The sequence below is a fragment of the Pseudomonas alloputida genome (assembly GCF_021283545.2).
In the GTDB taxonomy this organism is placed as follows: Bacteria; Pseudomonadota; Gammaproteobacteria; order Pseudomonadales; family Pseudomonadaceae; genus Aquipseudomonas; species Aquipseudomonas alloputida.
In genome coordinates this window covers 3590611-3604549 of record NZ_CP128540.1, presented here as the reverse complement: position 1 = coordinate 3604549, position 13939 = coordinate 3590611, and the positions used below count along the sequence as shown (strand labels likewise).

Here is a 13939-nt window from a genome sequence, read left to right as displayed (position 1 = left end):
TGTGCGCAACCCCGTTGGCAATGGGGTTCACCTTTGAAACCGAAACCCTCAATGGTTCCTTCGACTCCACCATCACCGCAGGCATGGGCCTGCGTACGGAGTCGCGGGGCTGCAACCTGATCAACCAGGGGCCGACCGGGCACAACGTGCCCTCCGGCTGCCTGGCGCAGAGCTCCGGTGTGGCGGACCAGGGCGACCTGAACTACGACCGCGGCGACATGTTCACCAACTACCTCAAGGGCACCCATGAGCTGTTGCTCAAGATGCCCGAGGACGTCACCTTCATGGCGCGTGGCACCTGGATCCGCGACTTCGCGGCCACCGATACCACCGGCACGCTGTCGTTCAATACCCCAGAGAGCGTCGGCAGCAACGGGCTGAGTGACGACGCCCGCGACGACCTCGCCTTCAAGGCCCGCCTGCTGGACCTGTGGGTGAGCAAAGGCTTCGACGTGGGTGGGCAGCGGGTCCGTGCGCGCCTGGGCAACCAGGTGATCAACTGGGGCGAGAGCCTGTTCGTGGCCGGTGGCATCAACAACACCAACGCCTACGACTACCAGGCCTTGGCGCGCCCCGGCGTGCAACTCAAGGAGGCCGTGCTGCCCGCGCCGATGCTCAGTGTTGCGTCAGGCCTTGGCTCGGGTGTCAACGTCGAGGCCTACTATCAGTTCCGCTGGAACAAGAGCGAGTTGCCGCCGGTGGGCAGCTATTGGTCAAACACCAACGCACTGGGCGAGGGCAGGGGAGACTACGGGTTCTCCGAAAAGGACGCCCGCGACAGCGGCCAGTGGGGCCTTTCGCTGCGCTGGCAGCCGGAAGACAGCGACATCAACTATGGCTTCTACGTGATGCGTTATCACGACAAGTTGCCGTCGTTGCGCGTCGCCATTCTTGACCCGAACACGTTCGCGGCGGCACCCACCTGGGAATACCAGGAAAACCGGATGATGTATGGCGTCAGTGCCAACATGCCGATCGGTGACTGGGCAGTCGGTACGGAGCTTTCTTACCGGCCGAAGGATTCGGTCATGCTCAACCCTGTCGTCGACCTGTGTTCCAGCAATGGGGGCAAATGCTGGAAAGACGAAAAGAAATTCCAGTGGCACCTCACCGGCCTTTACAGCTTCACGCCGTCCAACTCCCCGACGCTGCTCGATTTCACCGGGGCCAGCACGGGCACCCTGCTATCGGAACTGGTGGTCATCAAGTACCCCGGGCTGCATGACGAGGTCAATGGCGAACCACTCGCCCCAGGGCTCAATGCCTGGCAACTGGATCCTGCGACAGCGCCCAAGTCCCGTGGCGACAAGACCTCGTCGGGCATCAACCTGGACTTCAGCCTGACCTATGACGGCACGTTGCTGCCGGGCTGGCAGGTCACGCCCGGCGTCTTCTACTCGCGCTCGCTTGGCGGGCGAACGCCGAACCTGAGCGCCACCTTCACCGAAGACGCGAGCAGCATGAACCTGTACCTGAATTTCGTACGAAACCCGGCCAGTTGGCAGATTTCCCTCAACTACGCGAAGTTCATGGGCGGCGAAACCCCCTACGACCAGCTTTATCGTGACCGCGATTATGTCGGCATCGCGATTTCCCGCACCTTGTGAGGCCTGCCGTGAACGGTTCTGTAAAGCTATCTGAAGCCCCGGCACGTGGCCTGTTGTCACGCGTCGAGGGTGTGTTGTTCGGGCATCGTCGTCTGGTGCTGGCGAGCCTGGCGGTGTTCACGCTGATCATGGGCTGGTTCGCCGTGCAACTGCGCATGGATGCTGGCTTCGAAAAGCAGTTGCCGCTAGGCCACGAATACATCAAGACATTCGAGGCCTACCGCAACGACCTGCTGGGAGCGAACCGGCTGACCATCGTGGTCAAGGCCCGACAGGGCGATATATGGAGCGCCCCGGGCCTGAAGCGGCTGTATGACGTCACCCAGGCAGTGACCTTCCTTCCTGGAGTGTCGCGCAGCAGTGTGCGGTCCCTGTGGACGCCCAATGCCTTCGTCAACGAAATCACCGAAGAAGGTTTTCGCGCTGATCCACTGGTACCGGGTACGGTTTCTCCCGATCACCTGGATGACCAGATCATCGCGACGATCGCCAACTCCACTGCCCAGGGTGGTTTCATCGGCACGCTGGTTTCCCGTGATCAGAGCAGCGCGATGATCACGGTGGAACTCAACGAGTACGGCACCAATGGCGCCCACCTGGACTATGTGGCGTTCAACCACAGGCTGGAAAAAGAGATCCGCCAGCAATTCGAGGATGGCGAATTCGAAGTCCAGATCATCGGTTTCGCCAAGCAGATCGGCGACATCGCTGACGGTGCTTCAGCCGTACTGGAGTTCTGTTTGCTTGCGTTGCTTCTGACCGCGGGGGCGGTGTACTGGTATTGCCACTCACTGCGCTTCACGCTGCTGGCGCTGGTCTGTTCGCTGGCCTCGCTGGTGTGGCAGTTCGGCAGCCTGCGCCTGTTGGGGTACGGGCTCGACCCGTTGGCGGTGCTGGTGCCCTTCCTGGTGTTCGCCATCGGGGTTTCCCATGGCGTGCAGCAAATCAACTTCATCGTGCGCGAGATCGCTATCGGCAAGAGTGCCGAAGAGGCGGCGCGCTCGAGCTTCACCGGCTTGCTGATACCGGGAACACTGGCCTTGGTGACCGCACTGGTGTCGTTCGTGACGCTGCTGCTGATTCCTATCCCGATGGTACGAGAAGTCGCCATCACGGCCTCCCTCGGTGTGGCCTACAAGATCATCACCAACCTGCTGATGCTGCCATTGCTGGCCTCCATGCTGCGGGTGGACGATCGCTATGCGGCTGCCCAGGAAGTTTCCCGGCAGCGCCGTACCCGCTGGCTGCGAGGCCTGGCCCGGCTCGCCGAGTGGCGTAACGCACAGTGGGTGCTTGGCGTGGCCCTGGTGGTGTTCCTGGTGGCGATCTGGCAAAGCCACGACCGGGTCGTCGGCTCGTTGCAGGCGGGTGCGCCGGAGTTGCGTGAGGACTCGCGCTTCAATCGCGATGCGGTCTCGATCGCCACCAGCTACGACATTGGCCTCGACTGGCTCAGCGTGGTTTTCGAAGCCAACCAGGGGGCCTCTGGTGAAGGCGAGGCGGCGGCCTGCGAGGATGTCGCGGCGGGTCAGTACCAGGATCGCTTCGTCTGGGCCATGCAGGGGGTGCCCGGTGTGCTGTCGGTGGCCTCCTTCTCCAGCAACATGCGTCAGTTCAACGAGGGGTACAACGAAGGCAATCCCAAAATGGCCGCGGTGCCCATCGACCCGATGAACTATGCCGCGCTGGCCACCGAGGTGGCGCGCACGCCCGGGCTGGTGCGTACCGACTGCAGCATGTCGGCGGTGCACCTGTACCTGGCCGATCACAAAGCCACGACCATCAACCGAGTGGTGGACGCCGCCAAGGCGTTTCGCAGCGACTATCCGCAGCCTGGCCTGTCGATCCGCCTCGCCTCGGGCAACGCCGGCGTTCTGGCCGCTATCAACGAAGAAGTGGAGAAGAGCGAAACTCCCATGCTGCTGTATGTCTATGCCGCGATCGCGCTGCTGGTGTTCGCCGTCTACCGCGACCTGCGGGCAGTGCTGGTTTGTTGCCTGCCTTTGACCATCGGCACCTTCATCGGCTACTGGTTCATGAAGGAACTGCAGATCGGCCTGACCATTGCTACCTTGCCGGTGATGGTGTTGGCCGTGGGCATTGGTGTCGACTACGCCTTCTACATCTACAACCGGCTGCAACTGCACCTGGCCCACGGCCAGTCGATCACCAAGGCGGTCGAGCACGCATTGCTCGAGGTGGGCGTTGCGACGATCTTCACCGCCATTACCCTGGCGGTGGGCGTGGCTACCTGGGCGTTCTCGGAGCTCAAGTTCCAGGCCGACATGGGCAAGCTGCTGGCCTTCATGTTCATCGTCAACATGGTCATGGCCATGACCGTGCTGCCGGCCTTCGCGGTCTGGCTGGAGCGGGTATTCCCACGTAAGCGCCCTGTGCGCATGATCGGCGCGCTGGTGCACTGAGGAGAGAAGCATGAAGTTCAGGGTTTCATTCACCGCGGCCTTGCTCGCAGCAGCATTGCCGCTGATGTCTCTTCAGGCCGCGCCGTTGCAGGCCGTGCCGGCCGTACAGGCGAGCAATGCCACGCAGGCCACCATGTTGGCCGCTGGCTGGGCCGGTGCGCGCGTGGTTGCCGTGGGCGACCACGGTGTCGTGTTGTTGTCCGACGACCAGGGCCTGCAGTGGCGCCAGGCGAGTTCGGTACCGCTGTCCACACCATTGACGGGCGTGTCTTTCGTGGATGCCAAACGCGGGTGGGCGGTTGGCCACTGGGGCGCGATCCTGATCACCACCGATGGCGGGGAGTCCTGGCAGGTCCAGCGCCTGGCCACCGAAGAAGACCGGCCACTGTTCGCGGTGCACTTCTTCAATGCCCGTCAGGGTGTTGCGGTAGGCCTCTGGTCGTTGGTGCTGACTACCGAGGATGGGGGCCAGACGTGGTCCGAGCAGCCGCTTCAGGCCCCGCCGGGGGCCAAGCGGGCCGACCTCAACCTGATGGGGCTGTTTGCCGACAGCCGCGGCACGCTGTACGCCACGGCCGAGCATGGGCAGGTACTGCATTCCGAGGACCAGGGTAAAAACTGGCGTTACCTGGATACTGGCTACGAAGGCACCCTGTGGGCAGGCGCGGTACTGGCCGATGGACGTCTGCTGCTGGGCGGCCAGCGCGGTACCCTGTTGCAGGGTTCAGCGGACGGCAAGGGCTTTCACCGAGTGCCAACGCAAAGCAAGGGCTCTGTCACTTGCGTAGCGGTAGCCGGCTCTCGTGTGCTGGCGGTCGGGCTGGATGGGCTTAGCGTGCAGAGCAGCGATGGCGGGCACAGTTTCCAGGAAACGCAGACCGCGGATGGCCTTTCACTGACGGCGGCGTTGTTCAACGCCGAAGGTGTACCTGTATTGTTTTCACGCCGAGGGGTAATGCCCTACCAGGAGTGAAGGGTTGGCCACTCGCTCAGAAGCCAGGCATCGCAAACCGATGCCTGGCCTGTTTTCTTGCCTGGGCGAATGGGTGGTCGTGGCACCTTCAGGCCCAGGCAAGTCAACGCTGGACGCTAGAGCTGAAGGTAATCCGCCAGGTCTGCGTAGTTATGTTGCCAAAGGCCAGGGCTGCCATTGGGGTATTGGGAGCGGAAACCGAGGATCTTCTGTACCCGCGGAGAAAGCGTGCGCACCAGCTCGAGCGGCACGATCAACGGGTAGGCTTCTTCAGGCGTGATTATCGAAGCCTGCATCGGGATGGTCAGCCCGCGACGGTAATAGTCGGTGGTCACGTTGGCCCCGCCACCGTGAACGACCTTGCCGCCGAACAGCACGGCATCCCCGGCTTTGAGCAGGGCAGGAATCGTCATCTCTGGGGTGCCGACATCGTCGAAGTCATCCCAGTCCTGGCTCCCGGGGATCAAGCGCGTGGCGCCGTTTTCCTCGGTGAAATCGGTCAGCGCCAGCATCAGGTTGGTGATGGCGCGTGGCGCATGTTTGTTCATGGCCACGAACGGTTGGTACTGCATCATGTCACGGTGCAGCATTTGCGCTTTGTTGCCTGGGCCGATTTCGATCAACTGGGCCGTGGTCAGCCACCAGTCACCGGACTCCGGGGCGTAAAGCACGTTCCCCAGTTCGTGGAAGAGGTCGTCATCGAGGACTTCCTCACGAAAGGTCTTGCTGTGGGTGACGAGGTTGGTTAGCCGTTTGGTCTGATGGCCATGGAACTCGGCGATCAGCTCGTGCTCGTGCCTGGAGCCGGCATCGAGCGCGGCCAGGGGGGCGTCGAGTTCGTTGTTGATCCGTACGACTTGTTCAGGGGTCATGAAGTTGCGGATGATTACCGCACCTGCTTGGTCGCTCAGCAGCGCAATCTCTTGCGCGGAAGTCGAGCGGGTTACCACGGGCAGGCTTGGCGTGGCGTCGCGAGAGGCTGACATTGAGAACACTCCAGATTGAAAGGAACGGTTGCGCAGGCGGGTTGACGTTTGATCAACGGGCATCAGGAAACAGGCCTGCTTGCCACTGCGCTAAACCCAAAAAAGGGACATGAAGCGTCACGGTGCCTCCTTGTATTTTTTGTTCAGGCAGTGAGTTCATGCTAGGTTTCCACTGGCCCTGCGCCAAGGTACGAACTGCACCATTTTCCAGCCGATTTTTGAGTGATTTGCACCGCCCATGACCAGCACGCCGTCGCCCTGGCCACGCCCCTCGGAAACCGTTCGCGAGCTTATGCGCAAAGGCGCCGAACTCGCTCAGGCGCTGCCAGCCGAGTGGGTCGAGCGCCTGAACCAGTCACTGTTCTCTTCGCCCGAAGATGCCAGGTTGCTGGAGGACCCGGTCATCCTCGCGGCGTGCCGGCGCGCCAACCGGGCAGAGTTGCTGCACTGGGCCAATGCCAACCTGCAGCGCCCTGGGGAGCCGGTGGAGCCCTATGTGTCTGCTGACATGGTGGACACGGCCAGGGAGCTCGCCCGCAGGGGGTTGTCCGAACTGCTGATGAATGTTGCAAGGTCGACACAGAACGCAGCCTGGGACCTGTGGATGAAGATGGCCTTCAGCCTGACGCAGGATCCCGCGGTGCTCGAGGAATTCCTGGAGGTCTCGTCGCGGTCGATCTCGGAATTCATCGACAGCAACATGCGCGTGGTGACGCAGATCATCCTCGAAGAAAAAAGCGCCCAGGCCCATGACGACCCTATCGATAAACGCAGCCTGGTCAGCCGGCTGCTCGATGGCAGGGATGTGGACGCGGAGCAGTTCGGCAGGCGACTGGGCTACAGCCTGGCTCAGAGGCACCATGCCTGCCTCGTCTGGAGCGAAACCCCGGACGCCGAGATTCGCCCCCTGGAAGACATGGCGCGTGCCCTGGCGCAGCTCACGGGCACGGTAGCGCCGCTGATCGTATTCGCGGGCCCTGCGACCCTGTGGGCCTGGAGCAATGCGGCAAAGCCGCTGGACCTGAACCTGCTGCAGGACGTCGCCCGGCAATTTCCGAAGATACGCGCGGCAATCGGTTCGGCGGGCGCGGGGATGAATGGCTTCCGGCGCTCGCACCTGGAAGCCTTGACCACCCAGCGGTTGATGGGCCGTTTGGCGGGTTCACCCGCCGTTGCCACGATCGATCAGGTGAGGATGGTGTCGCTGATGACCCAGGATGCCCGCGCGGCCAGGCAGTTCGTCTTGAGCACGTTGGGGCGCTTGGCGACCGAGCCCACGGTGCTTCAGCATTCGTTGCACGCCTTCCTGGCCAATGGCTGCAACATCACCCAGACCGCCGAGGTGCTGGGTACCCATCGCAATACCTTGCTGCGCCGGCTGGAGCGCGCCCAGGACCTGCTGCCTATCCCGCTTGCCGACCATCGCATCCAGATCGCCGCTGCCCTTGAGCTGGTGATCTGGAGCACGCCGCTCGATGACGCCGAGCAATAGCGTTCATTCCCTTCCTTTGACGCAATAGGTCTTCACGGCTGTTGCCCTGCGCGGGCGCTCAATAGGGCGCCCGCGTGGCAATGCCCTGTAGAAACGCGCTCTCCAGCACCGTTGCACACTCTCTTGGCGCGCGCCCCCGTTGGCGGGCGTCGACCATGCCATGCAACAGCGATACGAACATCTCGGTCAGCAACGCCGCGGTGACATCCGCTCGAAATACGCCTTGTCGCTGGCCGCTGGCAAACAACGCATCGAGCCTTTCCAGATAAAACCGCAGGTCGTGCTGCACGCTCATGTGCACAGGGTAACGGGAGGCCAGGAAAGCGATCAGTTCACCCTGGGCCAGGTGCGCATGAATCAGCTGACGCAACGCGGCCAGGGGCTCGCGGCAGGCCAGCGTGCCGCTGTTGTCGAGGATATGCATGAGCGTGTCTTTGGCGTGCTGTTCGAGCTGGCTATCGAGGTTGTCTCTCGTACCGCAGTAACGGTGCAGGGTTGCCCGGCTGATGCCCGCCAACACGGCCAGCTCGCCCATGGACGCTCTGGGTCGCAAGGCGGCAGCGGCATACAGGGCATTCACCAGCTTGGCGGGAAGCGTTGAAGGTGGAAAGTCTGAAGGGGTCATTAAGAGTCTTTTATGATTTTAATGAGACAATATTGACTCATGTGGGTTTGAAAAGTAGCATCCGCCCCGTTTTCAATCTAGGTTCGGGTGTGTGATGGGCAAGACAGGTTCGATAAGGGTGGGCGCATTGGCCATGGCGATCGCCTTGGCCGGGTGTGAGCCCGCAGCAGAGCAGGACGGTGCAGCCAATGCGAGCTACCCGGTGGAAATCGTGACATTGGCGCCCGAGCAGGTCGCCTTGGCGGCTGAACTGCCGGGCCGGGTCGAGCCGATGCGCGTCGCCGAGGTGCGGGCGCGGGTGCCGGGTATCGTGTTGCACAAGCGCTTCGAGGAAGGGGCTGACGTCAAGGCGGGGGATGTGCTGTTCCAGATCGACCCGGCGCCGTTCAAGGCCGCACTGGCCCGTGCCGAGGCTGACCTGGCCCGAGCCCAGGCCGTGCAGCAGGAGGCCCAGGCGCGGGTGAAGCGTTATGAGCCACTGGTCAAGATCGAGGCGGTCAGCCAGCAGGACTTCGACAGCGCCACCGCCGAGCTGCGCAGTGCCGGTGCGGCGGTGCGCTCTGCCCAGGCCGACGTGCAGGCCGCACGCCTGAACCTGGGCTACGCCACCGTCACCGCGCCGATCTCCGGGCGCATTGGCCGTGCGTTGGCCACCGAAGGCGCGTTGGTGGGGCAGGGGGAGGCGACGCTGATGGCGCGTATCCAGCAACTCGACCCGATCTACATCGACTTCACCCAGTCTGCCGCTGACGCACTGCGCCTGCGACAAGCGTTGAAGGACGGCGCACTTTCGGCCGACAGCCAGCGCCTGACCGCGCAAGTGGAAGGCACCGACTTCCAGCGCTCGGGCGAGCTGATGTTCACCGATGTGAGTGTGGACCGCGGTACCGGCCAGGTCATCCTGCGGGGGCGCTTCGACAACGCGGACGGCACGCTGCTGCCGGGCATGTATGTGCGCGTGCGCACGCCTCAAGGCACCGACAACCACGCCATCCTGGTCCCACAGCGTGCGGTTCAGCGAGGCAGCGACGGCCAGGCGCGGGTCTTGGTCGCCACCAATGGCATCGCCGAGGCACGCGCGGTGCGCACCGGCGTGATGCAAGGCTCGCGCTGGCAGATTACCGAGGGGCTGGAGCCGGGCGATCAGGTGATCGTCGGCAGCCCCGCAGGGTTGGCCCCCGGTATGCCCGTTGCGCCTGCGCAGAAACAAACGGCTGCCGCCCAGTGATGCGAGGGAAGTGAGATGTCCAGGTTCTTCATCCATCGCCCGAACTTCGCCTGGGTCGTGGCGTTGTTCATTTCACTGGCCGGTTTGCTGGTGATTCCATCCTTGCCCGTGGCCCAGTACCCCAACGTGGCGCCACCGCAGATCTCCATCACCGCCTCCTACCCCGGCGCTTCGGCCAAGGTCATGGTGGAGTCGGTGACCAGCATCATCGAACAGTCGCTCAACGGCGCCAAGGGCCTGCTGTACTACGAGTCCACCAACAACTCCAACGGCGTGGCCGAAGTGATGGTGACCTTCGAGCCAGGCACCGACCCGGACATGGCGCAGGTCGACGTGCAGAACCGTTTGAAACAGGCCGAGGCACGCATGCCACAGGCGGTGCTGACCCAAGGGCTGAAAGTCGAGCAGGCCAGCTCCGGCTTCCTGCTGATCTACGCCCTGACCAGCACGGCCGGCAACCGTGGCGATACCACGGCCCTAGCCGACTATGCCGCGCGCAACATCAACAACGAACTGCTGCGCGTGCCCGGCGTGGGCAAGCTGCAGTTCTTCGCCTCGGAAGCGGCCATGCGGGTCTGGGTGGATCCGCAGAAGCTGGTGGGCTATGGCCTGTCCATCGACGACATCAACTCGGCCATTCGCGGCCAGAACGTCCAGGTACCGGCCGGCAGCTTCGGCAGCACGCCCGGTGCCAGCGAGCAGGAGCTGACCGCGACCCTGGCCGTGCAGGGCACTCTCGACACCCCGGAAGCGTTCGCCGGCATCGTCATGCGCGCCAACCCCGATGGCTCCAGCGTCCGCCTGGGTGATGTGGCGCGCATGGCCATCGGTAGCGAGAACTACAACCTGTCGGCGCGCCTGAACGGCCACCCGGCGGTGGCCGGTGCGGTGCAGTTGGCGCCGGGCGCCAATGCCATCCAGACCGCGACGCTGGTCAAGGAGCGCTTGGCCGAGCTGTCGCAGTTCTTCCCCGAAGGTGTCGAATACTCGGTGCCGTACGACACCTCGCGCTTCGTCGACGTGGCCATCGAGAAGGTGATCCACACCCTGATCGAAGCCATGGTGCTGGTGTTCCTGGTGATGTTCCTGTTCCTGCAGAACGTGCGCTATACCCTGGTCCCGTCGATCGTGGTGCCGGTGTGCCTGCTCGGGACGCTGATGATCATGAAGCTGCTCGGCTTCTCGGTGAACATGATGACCATGTTCGGCATGGTGCTGGCCATCGGCATCCTGGTGGACGACGCCATCGTGGTGGTGGAGAACGTCGAGCGGTTGATGGCCGAGGAAGGTCTGTCGCCGGTGGAGGCGACCATCAAGGCGATGGGGCAGGTGTCCGGGGCGATCATCGGCATCACCCTGGTGCTGGCGGCGGTGTTCCTGCCGTTGGCGTTCATGTCCGGTTCAGTGGGGGTGATCTACCAGCAGTTCTCCGTGTCGCTGGCAGTGTCGATCCTGTTCTCCGGCTTCCTGGCCCTGACCTTCACCCCGGCGCTGTGCGCCACGCTGCTCAAGCCGGTGCCCCATGGCCACCATGAAAAGGCCGGTTTCTTCGGCGCCTTCAACCGTGGCTTCGCCCGTGTCACCGAACGCTATTCGCTGCTCAACAGCGAACTGGTGGCACGTGCCGGCCGCTGGATGCTGGCGTATGTGGGCATCCTGGTGGTGCTGGGCTATTCCTACCTGCGCTTGCCGGAGGCCTTCGTGCCGGCCGAGGACCTTGGCTATAGCGTCGTGGATGTGCAGTTGCCACCAGGCGCCAGCCGGGTACGCACCGACCACACCGCTGAGGCGCTGGAAAAGTTCCTGATGTCCCGTGACGCGGTGGCCAACTCGTTCATCGTCAGCGGCTTCAGTTTCTCGGGCCAGGGTGACAATGCCGCATTGGCGTTCCCGACCTTCAAGGACTGGTCGCAGCGCGACAAGGCGCAATCGGCGGAGGCGGAAACGGCAGCGATCAATGCACAGTTCGCCGCCAACGGCGACGGTGCCATCACCGCCGTCATGCCGCCGCCGATCGACGGCCTGGGCAACTCCGGTGGTTTCGCCCTGCGCCTGATGGACCGTGGTGGCCTCGGGCGCGAAGCACTGCTCGCGGCCCGTGACCAGTTGCTGGCGCGTGCCAACGGCAACCCGGTGATCCTCTACGCGATGATGGAAGGCCTGGCCGAAGCACCGCAGCTGCGCCTGCACATCGACCGGGAAAAGGCCCGAGCCCTGGGCGTGAGCTTCGAGGCCATCAACAGCACCTTGGCCACCGCCTTCGGATCGGCTGTGATCAACGACTTCACCAATGCCGGGCGCCAACAGCGCGTGGTGGTGCAGGCAGAGCAAGGCGAACGCATGACCCCCGAAAGCGTGCTGCGCCTCTATGCTCCCAATGCCAACGGCGAGCAGGTGCCGTTCAGCGCCTTCGTCACCACCCAGTGGGAGGAGGGCCCGGTGCAACTGGTGCGCTACAACGGTTACCCGTCGATCCGCATCGCCGGCGACGCCTCGCCGGGGCACAGTACCGGGCAGGCAATGGCCGAGATGGAGCGCCTGGTCAGCGAGCTGCCGCCAGGTATCGGCTACGCCTGGACGGGCCTTTCCTACCAGGAGAAGGTCTCCAGCGGCCAGGCTGCCAGCCTGTTCGCCCTGGCCATCCTGGTGGTGTTCCTGCTGCTGGTGGCGCTGTACGAAAGCTGGGCGATCCCGCTGACGGTGATGCTGATCGTACCGATCGGTGCCCTGGGCGCGGTGTGGGCGGTGACGCTCACCGGCATGCCCAACGACGTGTACTTCAAGGTCGGCCTGATCACCATCATTGGCCTGGCGGCGAAGAACGCCATCCTGATCGTCGAGTTCGCCAAGGAACTGTGGGAGAAGGGCTACAGCCTGTGCGACGCCGCCATCGAGGCCGCGCGCCTGCGTTTCCGTCCGATCGTGATGACCTCCATGGCGTTCATCCTCGGCGTGGTGCCGCTGGCCATCGCCTCCGGCGCGGGTGCGGCAAGCCAGCGCGCCATCGGTACCGGCGTGATCGGCGGCATGCTCAGCGCCACCTTGCTGGGCGTGGTGTTCGTGCCGGTCTGTTTTGTCTGGGTGTTGACGTTGCTCAAGCGCAAGCCTTCCCCGGTGCAACAGGCTGTCGAGGAGGCAGAGTGATGATCATGGTCAATCGTGTGCTTCCTATCGTCCTGGCCTTGACCTTGGCTGGTTGCTCCCTGACGCCGACCTATCAGCGCCCCGAAGCGCCGGTGGCGGCCGAATGGGGCGATGCAGCCGGCCATACTGGCCACTCGGTGGAGCAGTTGGACTGGCAGGCATTCATCGTCGACCCAGTGCTGCGTCAGCTGGTCGGTACCGCGCTGGACAACAACCGCTCCTTGCGCCAGACCCTGCTCGACATCGAGCAGGCCCGTGCGCAGTACCGGATCCAGCGGGCCGACCGGGTGCCGGGCTTGAATGCCAGCGCCTCCGGTAATCGCCAGCATTTGCCTGCGGCGCTTTCGAGCGATGGCCGCGAGGGTGTCAGCAGCACCTATCAGGTGGGCTTGTCGCTGCCGGAATACGAAGTGGACCTGTTCGGCCGCGTCAAAAGCCTGAGCGATGCGGCCCTGGAGCAGTACCTGGCCACCGAGGAAGTCGGGCGTGCCGCACGCATCGCCCTGATCGCCGAGGTGAGCCAGGCCTACCTGGCCTTGGACGGCGCCGAGCGGCGCCAGGCGCTGACCCGTCAGACCCTGGCCAGCCGCGAGGATTCCCTGGCGTTGGTCGGCCAGCGGCGCGCCGCCGGCACGGCCACGGCGCTGGACCACCAAGAGGCGCTGGGGCTGGTCGAGCAGTCCCGTGCCGAGCTCGAAGTCACCGTGCGCCAACAGCGCCAGGCCTACAACGCGCTGGTGCTGTTGCTGGGCAGTGCCGAGGCGGCCAAGGCGATGCCCGCTGAACGCCCGGATGAGCCGATGGTGCTCAATGACATTGTGCCGGGCGCGCCGTCGGCATTGATCGAGCGCCGCCCCGATATCCTCGCCGCCGAACACCGGCTGCGCGCGCGCAATGCCGATATCGGCGCGGCGCGGGCAGCGTTTTTCCCGCGTATCAGCCTGACCGGCAGCTTTGGTACCGCCAGTGCGCAGATGTCCGGGTTGTTCGACGGTGGCTCGCGTAGCTGGGCCTTCATGCCGCAGCTGTCGCTGCCGTTGTTCGACGCCGGGCGCAACCGTGCCGGGCTCAGCCTGGCTGAGGCACGCAAGGACTCGGCCGTGGCCGCCTATGAAGGCGCGATCCAGGTCGCCTTCCGCGAAGTGGCCGATGCGCTGGCCGCCACCGACACCCTGCGCCGCGAGCAAGCCGCGCGGCGGGCCCTGGCCGACACCAGCCGCGAGACCCTGACGCTGGCCAAGGCTCGTTACGAGGGTGGGGTGGACAACCATTTGCGCTACCTGGACGCCCAGCGCAACAGCTACGTGAACGAAGCAGCCTTCATCGAAGCCAGTACCCAGCGACAACTGGCGTTGGTCAACCTGTTCCGCGCACTCGGCGGCGGCTGGCCGAGCAAGGGCTGAAACAGCCTCCTTTGGTTGGCTTGTCCAGCCACTTGGCCCCAGGGATCGATGCCCTGGG

At 64.1% G+C, this 13939-nt stretch carries 9 protein-coding genes; 7 read left to right on the top strand and 2 right to left on the bottom strand.

The features are described 5' to 3' along the window. Positions 1 to 20 precede the first annotated feature (20 nt). Genes LU682_RS16575 through LU682_RS16565 form a run of 3 tightly spaced genes read left to right on the top strand, consistent with a single transcriptional unit; the run spans position 21 to position 5003 of the window. On the top strand, positions 21 to 1607 hold the full coding sequence (locus LU682_RS16575; protein ID WP_051122558.1) for a DUF1302 domain-containing protein: 1587 nt from the start codon (positions 21 to 23) through the stop codon (positions 1605 to 1607). Positions 1608 to 1615: 8 nt separating this feature from the next. Then, the gene (locus tag LU682_RS16570) at positions 1616 to 4030 is read left to right on the top strand and encodes an efflux RND transporter permease subunit (RefSeq protein WP_010953721.1); all 2415 of its coding nucleotides are present in this window, start codon (positions 1616 to 1618) and stop codon (positions 4028 to 4030) included. 10 nt (positions 4031 to 4040) lie between these two features. After that, a complete protein-coding gene (locus tag LU682_RS16565) occupies positions 4041 to 5003 on the top strand; it encodes a WD40/YVTN/BNR-like repeat-containing protein (RefSeq protein ID WP_010953722.1) in 963 nt (320 codons plus the stop codon). 116 nt (positions 5004 to 5119) lie between these two features. On the opposite strand, the gene LU682_RS16560 is transcribed toward LU682_RS16565, so the two are convergent. Continuing rightward, positions 5120 to 5989: a phytanoyl-CoA dioxygenase family protein gene (locus LU682_RS16560; RefSeq protein ID WP_010953723.1), complete on the bottom strand. Its 870-nt coding sequence runs from the start codon at positions 5987 to 5989 to the stop codon at positions 5120 to 5122. Between the two features lie 238 nt (positions 5990 to 6227). Here LU682_RS16560 and LU682_RS16555 point away from each other — a divergent pair, with 238 nt between their 5' ends. Then, the gene (locus LU682_RS16555) at positions 6228 to 7481 is read left to right on the top strand and encodes a PucR family transcriptional regulator (RefSeq protein ID WP_010953724.1); all 1254 of its coding nucleotides are present in this window, start codon (positions 6228 to 6230) and stop codon (positions 7479 to 7481) included. A gap of 58 nt (positions 7482 to 7539) precedes the next feature. Here the strand turns inward: LU682_RS16555 and LU682_RS16550 are convergent, their stop codons facing one another. After that, positions 7540 to 8106: a TetR/AcrR family transcriptional regulator gene (locus tag LU682_RS16550; protein ID WP_010953725.1), complete on the bottom strand. Its 567-nt coding sequence runs from the start codon at positions 8104 to 8106 to the stop codon at positions 7540 to 7542. 94 nt (positions 8107 to 8200) lie between these two features. Between LU682_RS16550 and LU682_RS16545 the strand changes: the two genes are divergently transcribed. From LU682_RS16545 to LU682_RS16535, 3 genes are read left to right on the top strand one after another with little or no spacing between them, the layout of a single operon-like run. Continuing rightward, positions 8201 to 9334 carry a MexC family multidrug efflux RND transporter periplasmic adaptor subunit gene (locus LU682_RS16545; RefSeq protein WP_049586198.1) on the top strand — a complete coding sequence of 378 codons (1134 nt, stop codon included), beginning with the start codon at positions 8201 to 8203 and terminating at the stop codon, positions 9332 to 9334. A gap of 15 nt (positions 9335 to 9349) precedes the next feature. Then, the gene (locus LU682_RS16540) at positions 9350 to 12478 is read left to right on the top strand and encodes a multidrug efflux RND transporter permease subunit (RefSeq protein ID WP_232856698.1); all 3129 of its coding nucleotides are present in this window, start codon (positions 9350 to 9352) and stop codon (positions 12476 to 12478) included. After that, positions 12478 to 13881: an efflux transporter outer membrane subunit gene (locus tag LU682_RS16535; protein WP_049586196.1), complete on the top strand. Its 1404-nt coding sequence runs from the start codon at positions 12478 to 12480 to the stop codon at positions 13879 to 13881. The genes LU682_RS16540 and LU682_RS16535 overlap by 1 nt, the downstream gene beginning before the upstream one ends. Positions 13882 to 13939 lie beyond the last annotated feature (58 nt).